General features: G+C 41.6%; 25 protein-coding genes and 1 tRNA gene. 18 read left to right on the top strand and 8 right to left on the bottom strand.

The genetic code is table 11. The features are described 5' to 3' along the window. Positions 1–822: 822 nt before the first annotated feature. From trfA to D9T12_RS07930, 5 genes are all read right to left on the bottom strand, one after another. Positions 823–1704: a plasmid replication initiator TrfA gene (gene trfA, locus D9T12_RS07950; protein WP_165395065.1), complete on the bottom strand. Its 882-nt coding sequence runs from the start codon at positions 1702–1704 to the stop codon at positions 823–825. 2 nt (positions 1705–1706) lie between these two features. Continuing rightward, complete coding sequence (locus tag D9T12_RS07945; RefSeq protein ID WP_130537668.1) at positions 1707–2294, bottom strand: STY4526/YPO1902 family pathogenicity island replication protein; 588 nt, start codon at positions 2292–2294, stop codon at positions 1707–1709. Then, positions 2287–3915 carry a ParB family protein gene (locus tag D9T12_RS07940; protein ID WP_130537667.1) on the bottom strand — a complete coding sequence of 543 codons (1629 nt, stop codon included), beginning with the start codon at positions 3913–3915 and terminating at the stop codon, positions 2287–2289. Before D9T12_RS07940 ends, D9T12_RS07945 begins: the two co-directional genes overlap by 8 nt. Then, entirely contained in the window at positions 3915–4736 is an 822-nt protein-coding gene (locus D9T12_RS07935) for a ParA family protein (RefSeq protein WP_130537666.1), read from the bottom strand. The genes D9T12_RS07940 and D9T12_RS07935 overlap by 1 nt, the downstream gene beginning before the upstream one ends. 311 nt (positions 4737–5047) lie before the next feature. After that, on the bottom strand, positions 5048–6070 hold the full coding sequence (locus tag D9T12_RS07930) for an AraC family transcriptional regulator (RefSeq protein WP_206199083.1): 1023 nt from the start codon (positions 6068–6070) through the stop codon (positions 5048–5050). A 77-nt stretch (positions 6071–6147) separates the two neighbouring features. Between D9T12_RS07930 and D9T12_RS07925 the strand changes: the two genes are divergently transcribed. Together D9T12_RS07925 and D9T12_RS07920 are read left to right on the top strand one after the other, a co-directional pair. Further along, positions 6148–6978, top strand: a complete 831-nt coding sequence (locus tag D9T12_RS07925) for an NmrA family NAD(P)-binding protein (RefSeq protein WP_130537665.1) — start codon at positions 6148–6150, stop codon at positions 6976–6978. A 40-nt stretch (positions 6979–7018) separates the two neighbouring features. Then, on the top strand, positions 7019–7474 hold the full coding sequence (locus D9T12_RS07920; protein ID WP_130537664.1) for a DUF4345 domain-containing protein: 456 nt from the start codon (positions 7019–7021) through the stop codon (positions 7472–7474). Between the two features lie 145 nt (positions 7475–7619). On the opposite strand, the gene D9T12_RS07915 is transcribed toward D9T12_RS07920, so the two are convergent. After that, entirely contained in the window at positions 7620–8570 is a 951-nt protein-coding gene (locus D9T12_RS07915) for a diguanylate cyclase domain-containing protein (RefSeq protein WP_130537663.1), read from the bottom strand. A 693-nt stretch (positions 8571–9263) separates the two neighbouring features. Here D9T12_RS07915 and D9T12_RS07910 point away from each other — a divergent pair. From D9T12_RS07910 to D9T12_RS07895, 3 genes are all read left to right on the top strand, one after another. After that, positions 9264–9354 (top strand) — tRNA-Ser (locus tag D9T12_RS07910). Positions 9355–9558: 204 nt separating this feature from the next. Next, entirely contained in the window at positions 9559–10800 is a 1242-nt protein-coding gene (locus tag D9T12_RS07905) for a tyrosine-type recombinase/integrase (RefSeq protein ID WP_130537662.1), read from the top strand. Between the two features lie 456 nt (positions 10801–11256). Then, positions 11257–11583 carry a BrnA antitoxin family protein gene (locus D9T12_RS07895; protein WP_206199082.1) on the top strand — a complete coding sequence of 109 codons (327 nt, stop codon included), beginning with the start codon at positions 11257–11259 and terminating at the stop codon, positions 11581–11583. A gap of 15 nt (positions 11584–11598) precedes the next feature. On the opposite strand, the gene D9T12_RS07890 is transcribed toward D9T12_RS07895, so the two are convergent. Then, positions 11599–12096, bottom strand: a complete 498-nt coding sequence (locus D9T12_RS07890; RefSeq protein ID WP_130537661.1) for a hypothetical protein — start codon at positions 12094–12096, stop codon at positions 11599–11601. A gap of 325 nt (positions 12097–12421) precedes the next feature. Here D9T12_RS07890 and D9T12_RS07885 point away from each other — a divergent pair, with 325 nt between their 5' ends. The 5 genes from D9T12_RS07885 (at position 12422) to D9T12_RS07865 (ending at position 15097) form a co-directional block, all read left to right on the top strand. Beyond that, on the top strand, positions 12422–12706 hold the full coding sequence (locus tag D9T12_RS07885) for a type II toxin-antitoxin system TacA family antitoxin (RefSeq protein ID WP_130537660.1): 285 nt from the start codon (positions 12422–12424) through the stop codon (positions 12704–12706). Next, positions 12696–13235: a GNAT family N-acetyltransferase gene (locus D9T12_RS07880; protein ID WP_130537659.1), complete on the top strand. Its 540-nt coding sequence runs from the start codon at positions 12696–12698 to the stop codon at positions 13233–13235. Before D9T12_RS07885 ends, D9T12_RS07880 begins: the two co-directional genes overlap by 11 nt. 129 nt (positions 13236–13364) lie before the next feature. Then, positions 13365–14459 (top strand): hypothetical protein, encoded by a 1095-nt coding sequence (locus D9T12_RS07875; protein ID WP_130537658.1) that lies wholly within the window; start codon positions 13365–13367, stop codon positions 14457–14459. Positions 14460–14624: 165 nt separating this feature from the next. Further along, positions 14625–14888 carry a helix-turn-helix transcriptional regulator gene (locus D9T12_RS07870; protein ID WP_130537657.1) on the top strand — a complete coding sequence of 88 codons (264 nt, stop codon included), beginning with the start codon at positions 14625–14627 and terminating at the stop codon, positions 14886–14888. Further along, a complete protein-coding gene (locus D9T12_RS07865) occupies positions 14885–15097 on the top strand; it encodes a hypothetical protein (RefSeq protein WP_130537656.1) in 213 nt (70 codons plus the stop codon). Before D9T12_RS07870 ends, D9T12_RS07865 begins: the two co-directional genes overlap by 4 nt. Here the strand turns inward: D9T12_RS07865 and D9T12_RS12415 are convergent. Continuing rightward, positions 15094–15264, bottom strand: coding sequence for a hypothetical protein (locus tag D9T12_RS12415; RefSeq protein WP_165395064.1), 171 nt, complete (start codon positions 15262–15264; stop codon positions 15094–15096). The genes D9T12_RS07865 and D9T12_RS12415 overlap by 4 nt on opposite strands. A 273-nt stretch (positions 15265–15537) precedes the next feature. Here D9T12_RS12415 and D9T12_RS07860 point away from each other — a divergent pair, with 273 nt between their 5' ends. The 8 genes from D9T12_RS07860 (at position 15538) to D9T12_RS07825 (ending at position 22988) form a co-directional block, all read left to right on the top strand. After that, complete coding sequence (locus D9T12_RS07860) at positions 15538–15948, top strand: hypothetical protein (RefSeq protein WP_130537655.1); 411 nt, start codon at positions 15538–15540, stop codon at positions 15946–15948. After that, positions 15948–16361, top strand: coding sequence for a hypothetical protein (locus D9T12_RS07855; protein WP_130537654.1), 414 nt, complete (start codon positions 15948–15950; stop codon positions 16359–16361). Before D9T12_RS07860 ends, D9T12_RS07855 begins: the two co-directional genes overlap by 1 nt. Beyond that, the gene (locus D9T12_RS07850; RefSeq protein ID WP_130537653.1) at positions 16354–16770 is read left to right on the top strand and encodes a hypothetical protein; all 417 of its coding nucleotides are present in this window, start codon (positions 16354–16356) and stop codon (positions 16768–16770) included. The genes D9T12_RS07855 and D9T12_RS07850 overlap by 8 nt, the downstream gene beginning before the upstream one ends. Before the next feature lie 19 nt (positions 16771–16789). Continuing rightward, on the top strand, positions 16790–17053 hold the full coding sequence (locus tag D9T12_RS07845) for a hypothetical protein (protein WP_130537652.1): 264 nt from the start codon (positions 16790–16792) through the stop codon (positions 17051–17053). Continuing rightward, the gene (locus D9T12_RS07840) at positions 17050–18150 is read left to right on the top strand and encodes a PriCT-2 domain-containing protein (protein WP_130537651.1); all 1101 of its coding nucleotides are present in this window, start codon (positions 17050–17052) and stop codon (positions 18148–18150) included. Before D9T12_RS07845 ends, D9T12_RS07840 begins: the two co-directional genes overlap by 4 nt. Beyond that, the gene (locus tag D9T12_RS07835; protein ID WP_130537650.1) at positions 18137–19894 is read left to right on the top strand and encodes a DUF927 domain-containing protein; all 1758 of its coding nucleotides are present in this window, start codon (positions 18137–18139) and stop codon (positions 19892–19894) included. The genes D9T12_RS07840 and D9T12_RS07835 overlap by 14 nt, the downstream gene beginning before the upstream one ends. A gap of 1318 nt (positions 19895–21212) precedes the next feature. Further along, positions 21213–21596, top strand: a complete 384-nt coding sequence (locus D9T12_RS07830) for an Arm DNA-binding domain-containing protein (RefSeq protein ID WP_130537649.1) — start codon at positions 21213–21215, stop codon at positions 21594–21596. 102 nt (positions 21597–21698) lie between these two features. Further along, on the top strand, positions 21699–22988 hold the full coding sequence (locus D9T12_RS07825) for a hypothetical protein (RefSeq protein WP_130537648.1): 1290 nt from the start codon (positions 21699–21701) through the stop codon (positions 22986–22988). The last annotated feature ends 51 nt before the right edge of the window (positions 22989–23039 follow it).

Genomic DNA, 23039 nt, shown 5'->3' with positions numbered 1-23039 from the left:
CTGAAGATAAAAGCCACATGTATCGTTTCGCGTTGCATAGGAATAAGGCCAAAAATTCGCCCAATCGCGCTCTAATTAGAAAAATAAAATTTAAACAAAGTTGATTAGCGGCGGTAGCCGCGTAATTCCGTAGTTGACTTGAGCGTAGCGAACAAGGTTGCGGCTTAGCCGCTCCTTTCCAACGCAGGCCGTTAGGCCGAGTAAGGCCAGCCTTTGGCTGGGGCGAAACGACCAAAGGGAGTGGAGGGTAGGAGTTGATTTTTTTTGCCGCATTAGCGGCACCACTTAGCGCAAGCCGTAAGGCTGAGCAAGGCCGAACTTTGTTCGGGGCGAAGTGAGCTTTGCGAACGGAGGGTAGGCGTTCGTGCGCGCGCAGCGCACGGGGATTAAAATAGATTAAATAAAGATTAGCGGCCTGTGGGTAAGTGACTGAAAAGCCTTGCGGTAGGGGTTTGCTGAAACAGCCTTGGTCGGTCGATTCACGATAGTTGGTCGCTCGATTCACGATACCTTGGTCGGCCGATTCACGATAGTTGGTCGCTCGATTCACGATACCTTGGTCGGCCGATTCACGACACGTAAAGTATATAAAATAGGTGTTAAATAACTCTATTCTATCTTGGAAGTTTCGAGTTATTTTACGATATGGTGTACCTAGATTTTTAATACTAGAGTATTTTAATTTTTGATACACAAATACACTAATTACATTACGTAAAGTATATATAGGTGATGTTGTTTGGTCGGTCGATTCACGATAGTTGGTCGCTCGATTCACGATACCTTGGTCGGCCGATTCACGATATTTTAATGGCCACAGATTCACTTTTTTTCACCTTTATTTTTAAGGTGTTTTAGCTGACTTTTTGTTGCCTTTTTTTCAACGCTCACGATACCATTTGATACTTCAAATTTTTTCAGTAGACCTATCTCAATTAAATCTTGATGCGCTTTTTTAACCGATGCCGTAAAGTGTTTTAATTGTTTTGTATCACTCCCACAAAGCTTATGGATACTCTCAATTTTCATTGGGTAAGGGCGTGCATGACTACTGTATAGACCGTGAAGCCATAAAGCCAACGGCTTGTCTTTCAGTTGTTGGCGTTGTTCAAAATCAATCTTTGACCAACCGCTATCAAATAAGCTAATCAATCCACCGCTGAATTTAAAACGGTATTCATCGGTTTTTTCATCTAATTCACCGCTAATACCGCAGAGTTGGCCAAAATAGGTTTTTTCATTTTTAATTGTGATTTCAACATCGGCAGATCTTAAACGTGCCAAGCTTTTTTTAAGACTTTCGTAGTCAGTTTTAGATGTGCCTTTACCTAATTGTTTTAGGATTTCATAGGCAGAAAATAGAGCTTCACTACCAAGTGGGTTTGCTCTGGAGAGATGTAATAATGCTTCCCAAAGATTCAAATCGGATTGAGTTAGCTGGATGCCTGTGTAGCGTATTTCATAACCTTCAAGAGTCGCTATTAGCTCTCGTTCACATAAGCGGCGATTACGACCTTGTGTAGCGGCGAATAAAGCCCCTCTAAGGACTGCATTGGGTGCTCCCCAGCTCTTATCCTCCCAACCAGGCAAACTTAACTGCTTGGGTTTATTCTGCGGTGTTTTACTTTTGATCGTTCCATCCGGATGAAATTGGCTACTCAGTGCATTTACTTTTTCTTGAAGTGCAGTATTTTGAATTCCCATTTCTACACCTCTAATCCAATTTTTTCCTCGACCGGCAATGCGCATTCGGTTCGATATTCTTCTATCGTGAGCCACACAACCTTTAAATTTACATGTATGCTTTCAGATAGAAGTTCTTCGCAAATATCACAATAATCTTTAGCGGTAAGTTCAATTTTGCATTCTTGACTTACACGGAGATATTTTTCTATGATTTTTTTCTCTTGATTGATTTGCACAACGCGTTTAACACGCTTGGCATCAACTCCATTCATTACCCGTTTAGCAAATGCTTCTCGTGAACTAATTCCAAAAAATCGAGCGAGAAAATCATTAGGGGCGGCTAACTTGATTGCTCTTTCTTGCAGTGCACACTCTTCAGCGATTGATTTAATGTAAGAAATAGTTTCTTTATTAGGGGTGATTTTGAAGGGTTGCACCCTGGATTTCGAAAGTCTTTCCACCGCGCTATGATGTAATCCTGAAAAGGCTTTAATGTCTTCTTCAGTTAAATCAAATTCTGCCATTACTTCTTTTAAACGGCCGTCTTCTGATTGTTGGCAAATCTGTTTAATAACCAGACTTAGCATATCTCTTTGGAAATTAGCCATGTGATTCCTCCCAGATGTTAATCTGCTGAGAATCACCGTTTGACATAATCTTTCTTGTAATAACTTGGAGCTGATTTACTTTATTAAGCAGTACATCACTGGCTGTTATTGGCAACGAGTAATTTAAACTAATTGTTGAACTGTACTGACCAAGATCACTGATTTCATCGAATCGTTCTTCGACAAGTGCTTTCAAATCATTTTCATGGACAATTAATTTAGTGTAGTGAGTTTTCTTATTGTTCAGTGTTGCACCGCAAAGCTGATACAAGCTAAACCAGATCTCCCAAATGCGCTTAAATTCAGGTTTTGAATCATCAATTCCACAGTTAGTAAAATGAATCTCTTGCGGCATATCTGCTAATGCCCAACCAAAGCCGCGATTCAATTTGATTACCAAGTCTTCAATACCACATTCTTCTGCGACTAAAACGGCTTGTTTTAGCGCAATTTCGCGTAGATGATATAAATCATCATCTTCAATAGACTCATCTGGATTTTCATTAAGAATTTTTTCGGCTGCGTCAGATAGAACATCTTCTTTTTTTTGCTTTATTGGTTTTTGAACTAACTCTTTATTTTTTTCTTCATTTTGTGGCTCACCTTCTTGATAGGGTGTTTCAAGTTCTTCAGTTATTTCTGGCTCATCATTGCTGATTTCTTCTTCTGTTAACTCTGTTGTTGAATCAGTTACTATTTGTTCTGACGGATTTGATTTTTCTGTAATATCAATATCAGGTTCTTTTGGAGCAGGGGGCTTTGTTGCAAGTAATTGCGCAATCTTTACTCGAATAGAATTAATATCAATCCCTGTTGACAGCGCAGCTTCTGCTTCGAATGCTCTAAAGATTTCATCGGTATCAATACCTCGATCGGAATGTGCGTAAGCTTCTTTTAACGCCTCATTAAAGACGGTTTTAAAGTCTTCTTCAGGCTGCTCAAGTTGCTTCCAAACGTCTTTTAACTGACCTTCAACTTTACGGACACGCTCAACCACAGGCTTTCCGGCACCGTCTTCTAATAGTTCAGGTAAGACAGGATAAAGCTCTTCTAAAGCGTAGATTAGTGCGCTTATCGCAACATGATTAAGAGAGTAACCATTTTGTTTTAATTGTTCTGATAACTCTCTTAGAGAGAGCTTTCGATCTAGTTCTTTTTCAATTAAATCTCGTGCTTGAATAACGCCTTTCGCTCGATCAAGCAGAGTAAGATTACCGCGTAGATCGTTTTCGGTAAGGTGACTAATTAATAAGTCTTGTTCTTTAGTAAATGGCTCAAAATAAACATCTGCAAACAAGAATTCATCAGACTTTGTTTCGGCGTACAGCTCTTTAAGTATCGCAAGCCGTGTGTTGCCACCGGCTCTCGTTGTATAAGTATGATCTCCTGGACGACGTGTAATCGTAAATGGCTGCTCTAAACCCTTTTCACGGATTGATTCTTTGATTTCATCATAAGAATCATTTTTAACTGTTCGAGGGTTTTTATCATAAGGTTCAATATCAACAATTTTTACACGCATGGGCGTGCGACTTATCGGGTCTGATGGCTCTGAAACTTTACTTTTTAGGGATCGATTCCCAACCGCTGAAAGTGCGACTCTTTGAATATTTTTAGTCATTATTGCACCTCATTGATTACATCAAGCTCTTTGACGAGGGCACTCATAAGACCAAAAGCTGATCCGGTTTTTCGTGTGGATGTTTTTTCATATCGGTGGGCAGGCATTTGTGAACTGGTTGCATCTCGAAATGCAACCGTATCAGGGATTTCTGAATTGAGAATGGTGACAGGTACCCTACAGATAGCTTGGTACTCCAATGATCGAATATCTGCTGCATAAGCTTGGCTATCATTTGTGTTGGCTGTGCAGTTGAGAAATGCTTTCAAAGGGGCTATTTCGAAACCCATGAATTCTGCGGATTCAGCAAGACGGTTAATCATTCCTAGCGTATTGTGAATAAATTCACCAGCGCATAATTTATCCGGAATTACAGGACTGATAATCATATCGGCTGCAATAATCGTTGCTTCTTGTAATGCGCCCACGGCACCTTGGGTGTCGATAATTATCACGTCATATTCGCAAAAACGTTTTTTGAGAATCATTTTTAGACGTGTACGACCGTCAGCTGTATTTCTGACCCAGTTTTGTAAATCTCCTTCTGGATCATCAGACATTACGATGTGTAGATTTTCTTCAATTTTTGAGGCAACCAATTCAGGTTGTACTTGAGGATTGGTGATTAGATTTGTTAGACCAAAATCGGCAATTTCATCGATGACATAGTACTCAGATAGACTAGGCTGAACATCAGCATCAATTAGAAGGACTTTTAGGTCTTGATCGGAAAGAAAGGCTCCAAGATTTGCACTTGTTGTTGTTTTTCCCACGCCGCCTTTTGTTGAGGCGACGGAAATAATTTTTGGTGTTTTCTTCATACAATAAATCTCTTTTATTTAGATTTACTGTTGAAAACAACTTGTCTATAGCTCCTATTCGGGCTCATAACCCGAAGGTCGTTGGTTCAAATCCAGCCCCCGCTACCACATTCTAAAAACCGGAAATTCTCATAAGAGATTTCCGGTTTTTTTGTATTCAAAATCTGTTCAAAAGAAGGTTTGGCAAAAAGTCCGTCAACCTCAGCTGTTGTGACTTGAAATATTAAAACATTGGCTTAAATACTAAACGAGCCGAACCTCGTTTATTGCTCAAGATGGTAATTGCAGTGGCTTGAAGTGAAAAGTCTTAGTTAGTCTGTATTCTTTTGGTTTTGACGGAATGGCGGCAATCCAAATACTCGTTTATAAGCACGCGAGAAAGCGGCTTCGGATTGGTAGCCCAATTCTTCAGCCAGATCAGGCAAAGAAACGGGGGACTGCATAATTTTCATTCTGGCGAGCTGCATTCTCCATTCCGTTAAATATTGTTTGACTGACATGCCCATGATTTCAGTAAAACGAGCGGAAAACCCAGATCTAGACATGCCAGCTTGCTCTGCAAGGCGTTCCACGTTCCAAGTGGCACCAGGCTGGTTGTGAATGGCCGCCAAGGCTTTACCAATTTTGGGGTCTTTTAGCGCACCTAACCATCCTTCTTTGGCTTCTTTCGAGTTTTTTAGCCAGTAACGTATTGCTTTAATTACGATGATATCGGCTAAGTTCGCCACAACGGTCTCCCCACCGGTTGAGGAATTTGCAACCTCGTTTGCCATAATGTTGATAAGCGTATTGAGTTGTTCAGGTAGCTCATTATTTTCAGACTTTATATGGATGGCAGGGGGTAATTGAGAAATCAGTTTTTGTCCTGCGATATGATCAAAGCTTAAGATGCCACAAGTTATATGGGTCTCGTCGCCGCCACCGCCATACTGCATAAATTCAAAACGTTCCGACAGTTTAGTTACTGGAATTTCAAAAAAGCCCTTGCATTCACTATTTTTCTGCGAGGCAATTGAATGTCCCTCTCCTTTAGGTATTAGAACCAATTCGCCGGGTTGTAAAAGCACCGTTTCATCATTTTTAAAACCTAGCCAGCAGCTCCCTTTAGTGACGATATGAAACATCATTTTTCCAGGCATTGGGGGCATCTCTAGTCCCCATGGAGCGGTGAGCTCTGAATTGGCATACATCAAACCATTGAGTCTTAACGAATATAGCGTTTGTCCTAAGGCGTCGGATAGCTTTGGAATTTCTCGCTGATGAATCTCATTCATGTGGAAAGCCTCTTGTTTGGACAAACTGCAAAATAGTATGGACATAGGAGCATTAAACATAAGTCATTGCTTTTATAAACTATTTCTGAAGTTGAAACAAATTTCAAAAACCTAAATTAATCGCTATGAGGTGAAACATGGAACAGGAAATTATTGCCGTCATTGGATCTAACGGTAAAACGGGTGTAAGAGTTTTAAACAAGTTAGAAGACTCTGGCTATGTAACAAGAGGGCTTTCGAGAAGCACAGAAATTCCATTTGATTGGACAAAACGCGAAACTTGGGGGGAAGCATTGGAAGGCGTTCACTCAGTTTATGTTACTTACGTGCCGGATCTTGCTGTCCTACAAGCCGAGGAGGATATTAAAGCTTTTGTCGGATTGGCAAAAGAGAAACAGATAAAACATGTTGTTTTATTATCTGGGCGAGGTGAGGAAGGCGCACAACGAGCTGAGATGGTGGTTAAAGAAAGCGGACTGACTTGGAATATTATTCGTGCCAGTTGGTTTATGCAGAATTTTAGCGAGAGTTTTATGCTTGATGGCATTCAATCGGGTGAGTTGATTTTGCCTGAAGCCAAAGCTCTAGAACCTTTTATTGATGTGGACGATATTGCCGATGTTGTTGTGGCCGCACTGACAAGAATTGATTTAAACAATCAGTTACTGGAAATTACTGGACCGGAAATGCTCACATTTGATGATTGCGTTAAAGCCATTGCAGAGGTCACTAATCAGAGCATTGTTTATAAAGGGGTTCCGGTTGACGCTTATTTGGCTGGAGCCAAAGCTCAGGGGATTCCTGACGATATGGCGTGGTTAATTAAGGAACTTTTCGTCAATGTATTGGATGGTCGAAATGAGTGGACAACCAATACGGTTGAAAAAGTATTGGGTCGCTCTGCGAAAAACTTTGGTGCGTATGTTGAAAGAACTTATAAGAGTGGTGTCTGGTCAATATCTAATTAGGCTCACGGCGATTAACTATTTATTTTAAGGGGAATGTGAAATGGATAACTTGATGACAAAAATTTATCTATTGATTGCTGGGATGATCATCATTTTGGTGGGAGGATTTATTTCCTTAACGCCTAATGAATATTTGGCAAGTATGAATGTGCAAAATAGTAGTCTTGATAGAAACCTTTCATCATACGTTAGTTTACTCAGTGACTTGAGAGCAATGGGTGGCCTGATGATTGTTATAGGTCTTTCTATTTTTATGGCAACTTTCAGAAATGATTTAATGAAATCTGCTGTATTAATATCTACAACCTTTTATGCAACATTTGTTGTATTTAGAGTCTTGGGTTTTTTGCTGGATGGTATTCCACAGTTTGAAATTATGTTGGCGTTTCTAATTGAGGTGATTCTGGCGTTTTGCGGATTATTTCTGATTTTGTTAAAAAGACATCAGCATCAATACAAAGCTCCAAGGCTTGTTAATCCAGCTGTAAATAATTAATTGGGTTATGCAGTTATAACCAACATTAGCGTTATGTGGTGCTTATTTGGTGTTGTAATGACGTGTTAAGCCCGAACGCTTTTATTATTTTGATTTAGTAAAAGGTTTAAATGTTTCGGCTTTAGAAGTGATTGTGTTTTTTGAATCAAAACTCATCGAATATATCTTCAGCCGCAGTAGCTCGGAGCATAGTGATGACTTTAACTGATAACGAGGTTACGACAGGTTCATCAGAAACTTTGCTTTTGAACCGCTTTCCTGAAAAGGTTTTTTTCAAGGTAATCAGTTTCATCGACATTTCATTCATACTGATTTCATTCGGACCAGATAGTGCAAAATCGTTGCCATCCACTCGGTAAAGTTCCCAGTTTTCTGGGATGACATCTTGAATATTTTTACCAAGTTTCCTTAAAACAGCATCACCAATGGTTCGCCCGTGTATTTGATTTAAGGTGCTAAGGTTATCTATTGTGATTTTTCCAATATAAATACGCTCGTCTGAGTGATTGGCATTTTGCACACTACAGATTGCTGAGAGCTTTTGTTTAAGGAAGAATTTGTTGGGTAAGTTTGTCAGAGTGTCTTGGTAGTGAACACGTTGTTGAGACTTGAGTTCACCTAGTTGGTCTTTAATTACTTTTTGGCGATATTTGATCCATAGGTTGGAGTCATTTATTTCATATAACAGAGTATTGATGTCATGAGAGATTGTATCTTTTAGCATCTCTATTTCAGCATGAGTATCAATTTCAGCGACGACTTTGCTTCGAAATTCAAGTGTATCTTGGACATTATCCAAGGCTTTTGTCGTCTCTTCGAGTTTGCTATGAACACGGTCAATTAGGTTTAAGGTTTTGGCAACTTCTTCTTCGGTGATAATGCTTGCATGCAGTTGTTTTTGAAAAATATAGTCCTTGTACAAAGCTTTGATGTTTTCATCCGTAAGCTGGTCCGTTTCCATTACCGTTTCAATTCGCTCTTGTAGAAAACGATTTGTCCCAGATAAAAAGTCAAAAATTACTGAAAAGACTTCGGGAACTAAACTTAAACCATGTTCTTCAATGTATTGGACAACGTCTGTGCCTTGAATACTCATAAAGTTTGCCTATTATTTATATTAAGTAAGCTTATCAAGAAAACTCTATCTATTTATGAGTTTTTGTTTGAATGTCTTGTACTTTTTTTGATTTTCCCCTGAAATCAACTTGTTATGCACCTTGAAATTTTTGCAATGTGTGAACTCTGAAATTACACCTGTAAAAATGACTTGGTTAAAGTGCGTATGCGTTGATTGCAAGTTGAATAGCAATCAAGATGCCACTTCATAAGTTTTTGATTTATATATGATCTTTTAAAAAATGGTTATTAGCGATTGAATTATTTAGTGCTAAAAAAGCGTATGAAATGTTGGTAAAGGTTCATTAATTCAAGGTAAAAGGCTGTTTTGGAATATATTGAGGTATGTTTGTGTAATGAGTTTCTCATGATGGAGGGGAGGTGCTACATAGATGCTATGCTTTATTAGCAGGGGATTGTTGCCGGTATTTTGGCAAAAACTGTTGTAGAAGGCCTAAGTAAAATCTTTAAAGTGTGAACAACGAATTTTGTGTCTGGTTATTGATTAATAAATTTGGATGTAAGCTACCGGCCGGTAAGAAAGCGTAAGGTTTTGTGGAAAATCAAATACTTAAATGAGTGCTGAAAAATAAACGCAAATTAATTTAAAAAAATGCGTAAATAGAGTTGCAATCAGTCTCAATCCCCCTATAATACGCACCAACAAAACGAAGGTGGACTGGCTGAGTGGTTGAAGGCGGCGGTCTTGAAAACCGTTGTAGGTTTGTAGCCTACCTGGGGTTCGAATCCCTAGTCCACCGCCATATTCGATATTAACCCGCATTCATGCGGGTTTTTTTATGCCTGTAAACAACGTATTCACGGGGTTTTCGGGCTTTTCCTAGTCTCAAGCGTATTCATGGCATAGCATCAAAGCGCGGTTTTTCGTGTACACTAGCTTGTACACCGACTTTGTTTTGTGTACATCGAGCCTATCCGGTGTACAAATTCCGCTAGGAGTTTAGACCATGCCTTTAACAGATACCGCAATCCGCAAAATGAAACCCGAGGCCAAGCGATACCGCAAAACGGACAGTGACGGCTTAATAATCGAAGTTACTCCCAATAATAAAAAGATTTGGCGTTACCGCTATCAGTTTGCCGGTAAATCAGCAATATTTACCATAGGCGACTATCCAGCTATTCCATTAGCTAAAGCCCGAGAACTAAGAGACGAGGCCAAAGGCCAAGTACAGCAGGGCATTAACCCCACCGAATACAAGAAAACCAAGATAGCCCAGCAACAGGCCGAACTTGAACACCAGCAAGCGCAAGCCAACCGCATGACATTTACACAACTGTTTGACTTATGGCACGCTCATAATGCTGAGAACTGGACATACGATTACGCTAAAGACATACGCGAACGGGTAGAAGCCCACCTAATCCCCGTGCTAGGCAATCAACCCCTAGAAGAGATCAAACCCAAAGACATTATTAACGCCCTAAAACAAATCGAGGCAAAGGGCATTATGGAAACTATGAAACGTTCGCGCCAATATGCCAGCCGAATCTTTCGCTATGGGGTAGGGATGGGGCATTGTGAAACCGACCCCGTTAGAGATTTGCCCACCGATATATTCAAGAAACAGGATAAAGACAACTTTAACCACATTACCGACCGTGGCGAACTTTCCCAACTATTGCGTGCTATTGATACCTATTTAGGTGACATCAGCACGGCCACCGCTTTAAAGTTAGCCCCGTTAGTATTTTTACGCCCGAATGAGTTAGCCGGTTTACGCTGGGATGAAATCGACCTAGAACAAAACCGAATCACCATAACAGCCGAGCGAATGAAAATGAAACGCGCCCACGTTGTGCCGTTATCCAAACAAGCAAAGGCGTTAATTGAGTCTATGCAAATCTTCCAACAGCAAAGCGAATACCTATTCCCAAGTCCCAGAACACCGGCACGCCCAATCAATGGGCAAAGTCTTAACGCTGGATTGCACCGAATGGGCTTTAAGGGCAAACAGACCGCCCACGGCTTTAGGCATACCGCTAGCACGCTATTAAATGAAATGGGCTTTAACTCTGACCATATCGAAAAACAGTTAGCCCACGAGCAGGGTAACAAGATAAGAGGAACTTATAACAAAGCTGAATATATCCAAGAACGCGCCAAAATGATGCAGGCCTATTCTGACCATTTAGAGGCCATAAAAACGGGGGCGGAAATTATTCCTATGTTCAAAAATGGCGCGTGACCTATGATACATTCGTTTTTTTTAGTGTTACGACTGTTACGAGCGTTACGAGCCTTTATTCATGGGCATTTCAGCCGTTACAGTTTTTGTTACGAACTGTTACGAGTGTTACGAGATTTGCAATTCACGCACTGAAAAAGAATACTTAATAATTCTACTGTCATTTTTTACGCAAAAATACGCAACAATCTACCGGCCGGTAAAAAAGAAAAATTCGAGCCTGTTTGGAGTCAAACAACAAGACAGCAATAGGCCGAAAAATGACACAAATTACATATAAATAAAACTTATAGTGTGTGTTTGCACAGGTACTTGAAACCTTAATTAATGTAACTACAATAAGTCTATAATGATTGATTAATTACTAACGGCTTTATGTGGCAGTCATTACCCCAATTAAAGACGGTTTTCGAGTCATTAGCTTGCGAAAGGCAAATAAACGAGAGGTTAAAAAGTATGGCGAATAAATTAGCAGCACCAACCGCACAAGAAGATCAAGAAGCCACACAGCACGGTCTAGAGGACGGTGCGTTAATGGATGATTCAAGTTTGCAGAAAATGCAAAGCCTAAGCGATGTATTGCCGGAACTGTTGCAAGCACAGCAACAAGGCGAACTAAAAACGCGCCCTGTGGGAAGACCCAAAGCACAAAACCCAAAGCAAGCGGTAACGGTTCGTTATGACGCTGAAATAATCGAGTACTTCAAAAGCACCGGCAAAGGCTGGCAAACCCGAATGAATGACGCGCTTAATGAATGGATGAAAGAACACGCACACAGCTAAAAGTATTGGCGCGCCTTAATTCTTACCACAGAAAATAAGGCGGCTTCGAGTTGGCGCTAATTTCTGCCCGATGCCAGAGAAAACAAGGCGGCTTATAGTTGGCGTTAATTTCTGACGGATACCAGAGAAAACAAGACGGCTTATAGTTGGCGTTAATTTCTGACGGATACCAGAGAAAACAAGACGGCTTATAGTTGGCGCTAATTTCTGCCCGATGCCAGAGAAAACAAGACGGCTTCGAGTTGGCGCTAATTTCTGCCCGATGCCAGAGAAAACAAGACGGCTTCGAGTTGGCGCTAATTTCTGCCCGATGCCAGAGAAAACAAGACGGCTTCGAGTTGGCGCTAATTTCTGCCCGATGCCAGAGAAAACAAGACGGCTTCGAGTTGGCGCTAATTTCTGCCCGATGCCAGAGAAAATAAGGCGGCTTATAGTTGGCGTTAATTTCTGACGGATACCAGAGAAAACAACACGGCTTATAGTTGGCGTTAATCTCTCCCCGATCCCAGACAAAACAACCGGCTTTATAGTTGGGACTAATTACAGCCTGACCCAGCAGAAACTAACGAAGCTTATAGTTGGTGCTAATTTCTGACCGATCCTAGAGAAAGCAAGGCCGTTAATAATTGGCATTATTTTGCACCGGCCGGTAGAAACTCAAACAGAACGCCCAATACGCGCCAACCGTTTTAAATCTAACTTAATGCCTTAGCCGCCTCCCGTTCGTTCCGTGAAAGCAATTTTATAAAGCCTGTTTTGCTAATTTTCTTTTGTTTATCTTGTATAGTTCGTACAAAGTACGGATAATATTTAAAAAGACCAAGTAAGGGGAAAACCAATGGAAACCGCAATCGATGCAAGAATAGACCTTAGAACCAGCGACCAAGCCAAACAATTGATAAAACAGGCCGCGTTATTATCTGGGCAATCTATGACCGATTTTATTTTGAGCGTGACACTGGAAAAGGCCAAAGAGTGCCTAAAACAGAACACGAGTCAAACTGTAAGCCTTGAAGACTTTAACGCGATGATGGAAGCCCTAGAGCAACCACCGCAATCAAATACCGCCCTAAGCAATGCCCTAAAACAACACCCAAACCAAGGGGCAAAATTTGAGCTTTAAAATTGAGCGGTTCGATAAGACCAAACACAAACGCACCGGCTTTAAATGTGAAGAGCAAAGCCTAACGGATTATCTAAAAAAACAACTGACACAAGATGAAAAGCGCAATCTAGCTAAAGGCTATGTATTGGTAAATGAAGCAGACGAAACCAACGCGGTATTAGGGTTTTATACCTTAACCGCGTTTTCTGTTTTCTTGGATGCCAACGACCTAGAGCAATACCAAGAACAGACCACCGCTAAAGGATTCGCCAAAATACCGCCAACCATGCAAGCCCCAGCGGTATTAATTGGACGTTTGGCGCGCCATATCGACCTAAGAGGTACGAGAGCAGGCGAACGGCTTTTAATGGATGCACTGCAAGCAGTTTTAGCCGTTGCTAACCTTTATGCCGTGCATTTTGTCATAGTGGACGCAATCAACGACCACGCCAATGCCTTTTATAAACGCTATGGCTTTTTAGAATTTGGCAAAGTCGAAAACCGCCTATATTTGCCACTTAAGACAATCGAGCAAGCAACGGCCTAATCATATCGAATAACACCAAACAAAATTGGCGCGGCCTAGAACGGCCATTCGAAAAGGGACGATCCACCCCCTGACCGCGCCACCCTTATTTTTTATTGAGTGGATTAGTAAAGCTGGGAGGCTTTGAAATTGGCATATTTAAAAAAATATTTGCATATTGATGAAGTTGTAAAAGTCCTTTCTGTCCACGACCCTTTAATTTGTTCGCCTGAAGATGTAAAGCATTTAATTGAAGAAGGTGAACTAGAAGTAAAAGTAAGAATTTCTGAATGCCAATTAATTCCAAATCAAAAAAACTTCAGCTTTGGCACATCAGATAAGAAATTCTTAAAAGCCATTATTCGAAAACGTTATGAAAAGTTAAAGCAGTATTTAGCCAGTAAGGATTCTGAGCAATTTAGAGGCACTGTTAAGAATTACTTAAAGCAGTATTCGGAGTTTAGAAGGTATTTCAGAAAATCAAGAAATATGATTATTCCAAAGTTAGGGATTGATAATGAAAACATGGAAATTGCACATATAAATAATGTTAGCCATGTAAAGCTTTCTTTATTTGGACGTGGTTTTGATGATGGTTATAAGATCAAGAATCACGAACACTGGGAATCTATTATCAACAAAACTAAAGATTTAATGGTTCTTGAGGTTGATTATCCTATATTGGTTAGGCCTATGGACTTTACCAATGTGCTTTCTGATTCGAAATACGATTTAGAATTTTTAAAAGTGGAAAACTTAAAGCCCAAAGACGGAGTCACACTCTTTGGTGGTGGATATTATTTGTGCGAATATTTAGGAATGAAATTTCTAGCAGTAAAAAATACAGGCTTAAGGTTTTGTCCATTAGAAGGCGACAGGGATATTTTGCCTAACGCAATTTTAGACGGTGAATTATATATCTCTACCTATTCATTGATGAAATTTGAGCAAAGAAGATTGGGTATAGATCACGGTTTAGACTTAAGAAGTAATTTAGAAAAAAGTTTAGAAAAACATGGTGCTTCAAAAATCATTACATTAGAAGAAGCTCAAAAAGAGCAAGAACCAACTGGAAAACGCTTAAACTCCTACCAAAGTTTTATTAAATCCTTATGCGATTACCACGGTATAGACCTAGCAGAATTTACGGGAAAACAGTTAGCAATCCATCCAGATGAAGGTAAAGGGTTCTCAATTTCTGAAAATACCGTTTTAAAAATACTGAAGGAACTAAAAGAAAATTAACCACGGCAACCCCTTATAAAGCCGTGATTTCATCCGCAAATGCGAAATTAAAAACGCATTTGAGACTAATTTAAAGCTACTCAAAACATCATAAGCACCGAAGCGCGACGAGTCTAACCCAGTTCCATCGCGTAAACCACTAACCCAAAATAGTGAGGTGCTTTGATGAATAATCAACCAATCCCAATATCACAGGCCAACACGCCTAAACCATCCACGCCACAACCAACAACCGGCCTAGATCCGATTTTGCGCAAGCCGCAACTCTTGGAAGTTGTGCCGCTGTCTTATTCCCAAATACGCAGACTGGTGAACCTTGGACAGTTCCCTAAACCCGTTCGATTGGGCGCGAACTCAGTAGGCTGGAGACACTCAGACGTTCAAACATGGCTAAACAGTCGTGAAGAAGTGGAAGGGTGGCAGGGATGAAGTCTCTTAACCTATCTGAATTACAAGACAACACCAAAGCCTTAACCGAGATGAGCAAAGAATTAAATTTCGCCACTCAAGACCTTGAAACGCTAAAAGAGGATTTAGAGCTAGGTTGTTTGCAATCGCTTCTCTATGGCATTCAAAACACGCTAGACGAGATTAAAGAAGATTTGGAAATCTTAGACCGACAAGGCGAACGGAACTAGGCAAACAACTGTTTGAGATAAGGCAGAACTAGAACGGCAATCGCTAGACCTATGCCCCAATGGGTAATTTTTGAATCAGCCGCTTGCTTTGATTCGAGCCTGACAATATCCGACTTTTTAGCCACTTCCTCAAGGCGTGCATCTTGGATAGTTTCAACGGTAGCCATACCAACCCCAAAGGAATTTTTTAAATGAATTTAGCAATTATAAGCAGGAATATAACCCCATGCAATGCAATGCACTTGCAAGCCCCCAGCAAAGCAAGTAACATTCTCAGCACTACTAAACCACTAGAGGCCACCCGCACAGCCTTTAAACCGTGCTTTTTTTATGCCCAAAAACTATGGCTAGCTGTCTCTAACACAGTGGCAAAGGGCATAGAAAACCGTATCCGTATTCTAAATACGGTCGGGTCGATAGGGAGAAATAAAATACCCTTTATGGGGAATACTCCCAGCCGTCTAGTGGCGGTAGTTGAAGCCCGACCACCTGCATTAATTGCAGATGGTCAAACACTAACTAAACCACTAGGAGGCCTTCCAATGGCTAACACTTCTCAAGCCCCGACAATCGGGCAATTCGCATTTAACATCAATCTACCAGCCAATAGCTTTATCAAACGCTTTTCAGCCGTTCGCTTTTTGGATAACTGGCAAATCGTTATCGATACCGAAAGTGGGCAGGTTGCCACCCTTAAAGACCCAAACACCCAACGCGCTATGAAATTCCCAACCCTTGACCATCTGGCAGACTGGTTAGGTGCGCAAGGCGTACCCGAAATGAACGTATTCCTACCGGCCGGTACTTGTGCCCGAACGGGTAATGTTTCAACGATGGGAGGGGCTGAGTAATGAACGATCTAAGCACCATTATGAGCCTACTCAGTAACGCGGCATTCTCAGAAAAAATCAAACTCGATTTCAATCACCCAAAACGCAACCCTGAACAGCTTGAAGCTTTGCATCAAGTCGAGCGCTATACCAGCAACGAAATGGAAACACGGCCGGAAAATATAAGGCTCATGGCGCGTTTATTACGGTCAGCTACAAAGGATGAAGATAACCCTTTGCAAATGGCAGAGGTCGAGCAGTTCGGCTTTTGGCTTGAAAATGAAATGAACCTGTTAGGCCAAATTCAATATCAAAACGCGGATGCTGTTTATTGTTTGACGGAGCATCTTAAAGCCGGTGGTCAGCCGTTCGAGAGTGATAAAGGCATTCACCATACCGATTCCAAAAAGGCTAAGGGTGACCACCATGAATAACTCAATTGATTTTGATAAAGAGATTGGTGAGTCTAAATCGCTGATTAGTGCCTATATGGGACTCGATAATTTTATTAATCACCGTTTGAGTTTCGAGAATCGAATGGATGAAGCGAACGATATTCTAAAACATGCTTTAAACCGATTGAGCGAATACCCCTGCCATTTTGAAGTGAACGGGTGTATGCCATTAGATGAGTTTGTCAAAACCGTGGCAGAACACCAAGAAAATGGTTATGGCTGGGGGTTGCTGGAAGCACTTAAAAGCCTAGCAATGGCGAAAGACAGCGGTAAATTCAAACTATCCACCGTGCGAGCCAGAAAAGCGTTTAACGAGCTTTTAACCGCAGGAATGTTTATGGCCTTTAATTTCATTGAAGGTGAACGTGCTGGGTTCACGCTTCACTAAGGCTGGGAGAATCAAAAGTATGAATGAAGAAATTAAAACCGCCTTTAAACAGGCGTTTGAGAGCCATTTTTTTAGCTATCAATTAAAACGCGTGCCACATCCGATTATTTACGATGACCGTTGGCATAATTTCACGGCTTACCGAAACGGGGAAAAAGTAACGTTCATGTATCACATGGACACAGCTAAGCAAGTTTGCACGATTAAACGCAGACGCTATAACGTGGTGCACAGTTTTAAATATCAGACTATCCATGACCAGGAACAGGGGACTTTGTTATGAGCAGTCGGCAGAATAACGAACCCATAGACCTAGGGTTACTCTCTCAAATGATGGCCTATATCCCAGCCGATCTACCCCGTGAAGATTGGGCGCGCCTGTTAATGGCGGCTAAATCCGAATTTGACGATTCAGCACGGGCAATCATGCAGGAATGGAGCGCAACCGCTTCTAATTACGACAAAACTGGCTTTAACAGCACTTGGAAAAGTATTCGAGGAACGGGAGGCGTAACCATTGCCACGCTCATTCATGAAGCAAAGCAAAACGGCTTTCAATTTGCCCCCATGAGCAAAGAGGACAAAACGCGCCTTAAAGCCGAGCAGAAACAGCGACAGGCCGAACGCAAACGCCTAGAGCAAGCCGAAGCCGAACGCCTCAAAGAAGGCCATAGAATGGCGAAAGAAAAGGCTTTGAAGTTTGTCAATGGGCTGGCATTCCCAGCAAATCCGAATCACCCGTATTTTGTGAACCGTGGTATATCGGATTTATTGAGCGGCTTTCACTCCCCGTTACAGTTTAAACAATCGATTATCGTACCGGCCTATCAATTCAAAACGCCCCCGAAACAGCATATTGACCTATACGAATGGGAAAAAATGTTTGAGGTGGAAACGATCCAATTTATTAACCCCAATAGGGACAAACTTTTTTTAAAAGGCAGTAATAAAAAAGGTTCGTTTTTTCCGCTTAGATTTAGTGGGCATATCGTGCAAATTGCGATTTGTGAGGGTATTAGCACCGCCATAACCTATGGGGCAATCTATGACCAAGAAAGCGAAATAATCGCCGCGTTTGATAGCAGTAACTTAAAGCCGGTGGCCAAAGCCTTTAAAGCCCGTTATCCAATGGCAAGAATCATTATTGCAGGTGATAACGACCGTTTTAATCGAGATGGTACTCCGGCAAAAGTGAATAAAGGTATCAAGGCCGCAACGGAGGCCGCTAAAGCCGTGGACGGGCTGGCAATTTGGCCGGAGTTTTCACCTCATGAAAGCGGCACAGACTGGAACGACCGTTATTTGCTGGATTATCCCCACAAAGCCCAACACTGGGCAGACAATCAAACCGATCTAGGGGGCGCGTATGAGCAACGATAAACGACAAAGCGCAAAAGTGCAGGCAATCGCCAACCAGAAAACGCAGATCATGCCCGAGGGGTTCACGTTTGGGGAAAGTGGATTGACTTATACTGACCCAAATAATGAAAACGCTAGCCCTATCTGGATTTGCTCGAAACTGGACGTTAGCGCAATGACACGCGACCACCACGGGGAGAACTGGGGGCGCGTGTTAGAGTTCAGAGATAAAGAAAACAGAGCTAAACGCTGGGTTATGCCTATGAAATTGCTGGCAGGACGTGGGGACGTTCTACACAGTACATTATTATCGATGGGGCTATCGATTAGCAATAGCCAACGGGCAAAAAGCCTATTAGCGCAATACATCCAAGCGTGCGAGGGAGATGGAATTAGTATCTGTGTGAATCGTTTGGGTTGGTTTGAAAGTTGTTACGTTCTACCAACCAGCACCATAGGCGAAACAAACGGCCAAACGGTTTTATATCAAACCGACCGCCCCAGTAATCTAGGCTTTTCAACGGCTGGAAAACTTGAGCAATGGCGCGCAAATGTGGCACGGTTCGCCACGGGTAACAGTCGGATAGCGTTTGCTATTAGCACGGCCTTTACCGCTCCTTTACTTTCAAAATTAGGCATTGAGGGAGGCGGTTTTCATTATCGAGGGGAATCCTCCAAAGGTAAAACCATTAGCCTATACGCGGCTGGCAGTGTTTGGGGAAGTCATGAGCGTAAAAAGACTTGGAGGGCGACCAGTAACGGGCTAGAAATGGCGGCCTATGAACACAATGACGGGCTTTTATTGCTAGATGAAATGGGGGAAATGAACCCTAAAGAAATCGGTAATACGGTTTATATGCTGGCAAATGGGCAGGCCAAACAACGCCACAACGACAATGAACCACCTAAAACATGGCGCGTTTTATTTCTCTCCACAGGTGAAATTGACATTAAGAGCGCATTAAATGAAGCCGGTAATACTTCACGAGCAGGGCACGAGGTGCGTTTAGTTGATCTTGAGGCCATCGTTGGAGAATACGGGGTTTTTGAAACCTTGCTTGAAGGGTTTCAAGAGAGTCGATTGCAAGCCGAAACGCTGCAGGCCAACACCGGCAAATATTACGGCACAGCTGGCATTGAGTTTTTGAACCGTTTAACAGATGACCTGCCCAAAGCACTCGATTTTTTTAGAATGTTCAAAGATGCCTTTATTCAAGACCACACACCTGAGGGCGCAAACTCCCAAGTAAGGCGCGTTTTAAACCGCTTTGCAATGGTCGCGGCTGGGGGTGAATTGGCCACCAGTTACGGAATAACCGGCTGGGAGAAAGGGGAAGCGTTCAAGGCGGCCAAAGCCTGTTTTGAATCGTGGCTAGGCAATCTCAAGAGTGCCAAACATTCACACGAAGAAATGCAAGCCTTGGAGCAGGTGAGAGGGTTTGTAGAGCGGTATGGAGAAAGCCGGTTTGCAGAATTGAGCCGTGCCGATGACGACCACGCGCCCCGAACCATTGACCGCGTGGGTTATCGGTATGGGGAATCCGTTAATGGTGAACTTGAATATGTGTACTACATATTGCCTGAGATGTTTAAAACAGAGGTGTGCAAAGGCATTAATTTTAAACTGGCCATTCATGCTCTAAAAAAACATGGCCACCTAAAACACCAGCCCGGACGAAATACGACCGTTACCCCACGAGAGACCGAAACCGGCAAACGTGCAAGCTGTTACGCCATCCGTTCAACTGTTCTAGATGAAGAATAATTCTTCTGAATTAGGCGCGTTTTGAGAACCACTGTTTTCATTTAACCATTCAAGCCCCGATTCAAACGGGGCTTTTTTATCCGCATTCAATTATCTTTCAAGGCAATTTTAAGCACCCTAGAGCCGTTTAAACGCAAAACCTAGCTAAGACATTACCGGCCGGTAAAACATCAAAGCAATCGCAATTCACAGCGACTACCGAAAACCCTCTACTTAAATACTCATAATTCCGGCTTTTGGCTTTTGCCAAAGGGAAAACACCGCGCGAAATTTGCCGAAATTCCCGACCTCTGAAACTGAACTGAAAATAGTGAAAGTCACAAAACCCTGTACAAAACGCGAAAAATAGCCGTTTTCGTAACGGTCGTAACAGTAAAAAATATAACTGTTTGCAAAAAAGACTGTTTTATTTAATCGGTTTATTGGCTTTGCATGGTCAAAATAAACCAGTGCAAAAACGCAATGACAGTACAAAAAGACAACCCCCTCTAGAAAAGTTATATCTACACACAAACCGCGCCCTTGTTGCCCGTACCGATGAAAACTCCAGAAAGTACCTTTTATTTATGGAGGTCAACTTTACAAACACCACCAGCCAAATAGCTGACGATCTGCCAGCAAACAAAGCCCCCCTTAAAAAATATTGGTCGTGGTATTTTTTGACCGGCCACTTTAGGCCGTTTTGATTTGGGATTTTTGAAATGTTGTTATCTATGGGCTTTTTCTTTATACCCCCCCCTAAAAATTTGGCGTGTGAGTACACAAGACTAGGGCTACGGTCTAGGTTTTGAGGTGCTCAGACTTTTCACCCACCCCTTGGTGGTGTCAAAACATATCAAGTCAGGTTGATGAACGAATTTTGAACAATTTCAGCAGCGCTAAACGAATTTTTTACTAATGGGTCGTTTATCGCTTTTGAACAAATTAAGCACTGGAAAATTTCTACCGTTGGCCAGAGAAACCAAGGCGGCTTCGAGTGGAAGTTAATTTCTGCCAAAAATCGCGCGAGGTTTTTATTTTGGCAAAAAGCCAAACCGCATTTTTTTAGATTTTTTGTACACCAGTTAGTACACCAAAAAACACTACCCTTTATAAATCCAGTGGTGTTTAAATCCCTAGTCCATTCTTGAAAAGCTCGTATTATACGGGCTTTTTTTATGCCTGTAAAAACGTAAAATCAACAACTTACGTGCATTTCTTTGTCCTTAACGTCTTTTGAGAATTTTACAATCCACCTCCAAATGGTATATAAATTGGTATATGAGACTGTGTATACCACTTAATTTATTTCTCACGTATACCATTTGGGGGTGCTGTCATGCTTACCGATACCAAAATAAAGAACCTGAAACCAAAAGAAAATCCTTATCGCGAGGCTGATGGTGGTGGGCTGTATCTACTTGTTGACCCTAGTGGTAGTAAGCGTTGGCAGTTTCGTTTTACATGGGAAGAGAGTGGTAAAAAGAAAAGACCGTGGCAATCGATCGGTGCATATCCCGCCGTAAGTCTTAAAGATGCTAGATCAGCCGTTCTGGAGTCTAAAGAACTTCTGGCTAGTGGCATTAATCCAATTCAGCACCATAAAGAAGTGAAGCAAGCAAAACAAGATGCTGTTTATTTTGTGTCAGGTGAAGATTTATTCGTGACCTATTGCAATAATCGAAGAGAGCTAGTGCATGTTGGTCAATTTCTAACTAACTAAATCTAGACATAAAGCTGAAACAAATACCGTGCTGAAATGTTAAGTATCTTTATCCATTTGAATGGTTATGTCTATTAACAATTATAAACTCAAGGAAGCTCCGTGAGTAAGTCGAAAAAGATCGTTGACAATCCATCAAGTGCAGAGCTGTTAAAGCAGATCGAAGCATTTGAAGGCTTGGAGACTATATATCAGGTTTTGCCATTTGCTCGCAGGCTCTTCCCTAAAATGGAAGATACCATCATTGAATTCAAGAAAATCAAAAAACAAGCAGAAATTTTAAAGATTCCTGATCAGTTTAATGAACGATTTGCGAACCTAGGTTGGATTGCATATGAATCAATGAATATGGAAGTAGCACAAAAAGCAATAAATATTCATGACACTGAAGATAAGGGAGAGGCGGAAAAATTTCTAGCTGATTCGTATGACGAAGAAACATTGAAGTGGGGCATACTACGATTTAATGGAAATCGTGATTTTAGAAAAAGAATAAGGCTCACGGAATTGGCCAAGGATGATTACTTGGCGGGTAGATATCATGCGTGTACACCGCTATTGCTAAGCTTGCTTGATGGTCTCGTAAACGATGTATCGAAGCATGTAGGCTTTTTTGCTGAAAACGTCGATCTGACAGCTTGGGATTGCATTGCAGCTCATGAGTCAGGCCTTCAGACACTATCTTCAATTCTCACTAAAGGCAGAAATAAGACGAATGAAGATGCCATATCCATTCCATACAGGAACGGGATTCTTCATGGTCGAGAGTTAGCCTTTGATAACAAAGTAGTGGCAGCAAAGTGCTGGGCTGCTCTCTTTGCAGCGAGAGACTGGGCCGGAGCACTTGATGATGGAAAAAAGGAGCCAAAACCAAAAGAAGAGGTGAGCTGGAAACAGCTATTTAAGCAAATCTCCGAAACAAGCCTTATGAAAAAATCTATTGAAGAATGGAAGCCAAGAATATCTGAGGATATTCCATATCTTCCATTTGAAGGGGATGTTTCCAATCTGCCTGAAAATACACCTGAACATGCAGTGGCTGTCTTTTTAGATCATTGGTGCAATAAGCGATTTGGCCCTATTGCTGATGCCCTTTTATACTTTACCGATACGCCTAAAGGGAAAAAAGCAGGCATAGCACGGCAAGATTTTGGCAAGCACGTACCGGTTTCTTTCAAAGTATTGGGTATAGAGGACCAAGCTGCTGCCGTTACTCATGTAATAGCAGAGCTGCGTTTTGAAGTTGATGATCAAGCAAAAATTAAAGAAGTTTCTGTGCGCACAATATACCAAGACTTAGAAAATAATCCTTCTGTCCGGTCTATTCCCGGTGGTCACTGGAGGATTGTTCAAAATTCTTTCACTGACATCATATATGCGCCCAACTTATAACATGGTGCTGCGTTCACCTACTGTTTAAACGTTAAAGCCTAGACAGGCTAT

This window comes from Thiomicrorhabdus indica, assembly GCF_004293625.1.
Taxonomy (GTDB): domain Bacteria; phylum Pseudomonadota; class Gammaproteobacteria; order Thiomicrospirales; family Thiomicrospiraceae; genus Thiomicrorhabdus; species Thiomicrorhabdus indica.
Note: the sequence above shows the minus strand (reverse complement) of the source record. Positions and strands in the feature narration are given on the sequence as shown.

Bases quoted from the DNA above. Each gene is read 5' to 3' on its own strand.
- D9T12_RS07845 (WP_130537652.1), top strand. From the start codon at position 16,790: ATGAATGAAGAAATTAAAACCGCCTTTAAACAGGCGTTTGAGAGCCAT.
- D9T12_RS07935 (WP_130537666.1), bottom strand. From the start codon at position 4,736: ATGAAGAAAACACCAAAAATTATTTCCGTCGCCTCAACAAAAGGCGGC.
- D9T12_RS07895 (WP_206199082.1), top strand. From the start codon at position 11,257: ATGGCGAATAAATTAGCAGCACCAACCGCACAAGAAGATCAAGAAGCC.
- D9T12_RS07870 (WP_130537657.1), top strand. From the start codon at position 14,625: ATGAATAATCAACCAATCCCAATATCACAGGCCAACACGCCTAAACCA.
- D9T12_RS07865 (WP_130537656.1), top strand. From the start codon at position 14,885: ATGAAGTCTCTTAACCTATCTGAATTACAAGACAACACCAAAGCCTTA.
- D9T12_RS07840 (WP_130537651.1), top strand. From the start codon at position 17,050: ATGAGCAGTCGGCAGAATAACGAACCCATAGACCTAGGGTTACTCTCT.
- D9T12_RS07885 (WP_130537660.1), top strand. From the start codon at position 12,422: ATGGAAACCGCAATCGATGCAAGAATAGACCTTAGAACCAGCGACCAA.
- D9T12_RS07915 (WP_130537663.1), bottom strand. From the start codon at position 8,570: ATGAGTATTCAAGGCACAGACGTTGTCCAATACATTGAAGAACATGGT.
- D9T12_RS07860 (WP_130537655.1), top strand. From the start codon at position 15,538: ATGGGGAATACTCCCAGCCGTCTAGTGGCGGTAGTTGAAGCCCGACCA.
- D9T12_RS07835 (WP_130537650.1), top strand. From the start codon at position 18,137: ATGAGCAACGATAAACGACAAAGCGCAAAAGTGCAGGCAATCGCCAAC.
- D9T12_RS07920 (WP_130537664.1), top strand. From the start codon at position 7,019: ATGGATAACTTGATGACAAAAATTTATCTATTGATTGCTGGGATGATC.
- trfA (WP_165395065.1), bottom strand. From the start codon at position 1,704: ATGGGAATTCAAAATACTGCACTTCAAGAAAAAGTAAATGCACTGAGT.
- D9T12_RS07925 (WP_130537665.1), top strand. From the start codon at position 6,148: ATGGAACAGGAAATTATTGCCGTCATTGGATCTAACGGTAAAACGGGT.
- D9T12_RS07855 (WP_130537654.1), top strand. From the start codon at position 15,948: ATGAACGATCTAAGCACCATTATGAGCCTACTCAGTAACGCGGCATTC.
- D9T12_RS07850 (WP_130537653.1), top strand. From the start codon at position 16,354: ATGAATAACTCAATTGATTTTGATAAAGAGATTGGTGAGTCTAAATCG.
- D9T12_RS12415 (WP_165395064.1), bottom strand. From the start codon at position 15,264: ATGGCTACCGTTGAAACTATCCAAGATGCACGCCTTGAGGAAGTGGCT.
- D9T12_RS07930 (WP_206199083.1), bottom strand. From the start codon at position 6,070: ATGTTTAATGCTCCTATGTCCATACTATTTTGCAGTTTGTCCAAACAA.
- D9T12_RS07905 (WP_130537662.1), top strand. From the start codon at position 9,559: ATGCCTTTAACAGATACCGCAATCCGCAAAATGAAACCCGAGGCCAAG.
- D9T12_RS07945 (WP_130537668.1), bottom strand. From the start codon at position 2,294: ATGGCTAATTTCCAAAGAGATATGCTAAGTCTGGTTATTAAACAGATT.
- D9T12_RS07830 (WP_130537649.1), top strand. From the start codon at position 21,213: ATGCTTACCGATACCAAAATAAAGAACCTGAAACCAAAAGAAAATCCT.
- D9T12_RS07940 (WP_130537667.1), bottom strand. From the start codon at position 3,915: ATGACTAAAAATATTCAAAGAGTCGCACTTTCAGCGGTTGGGAATCGA.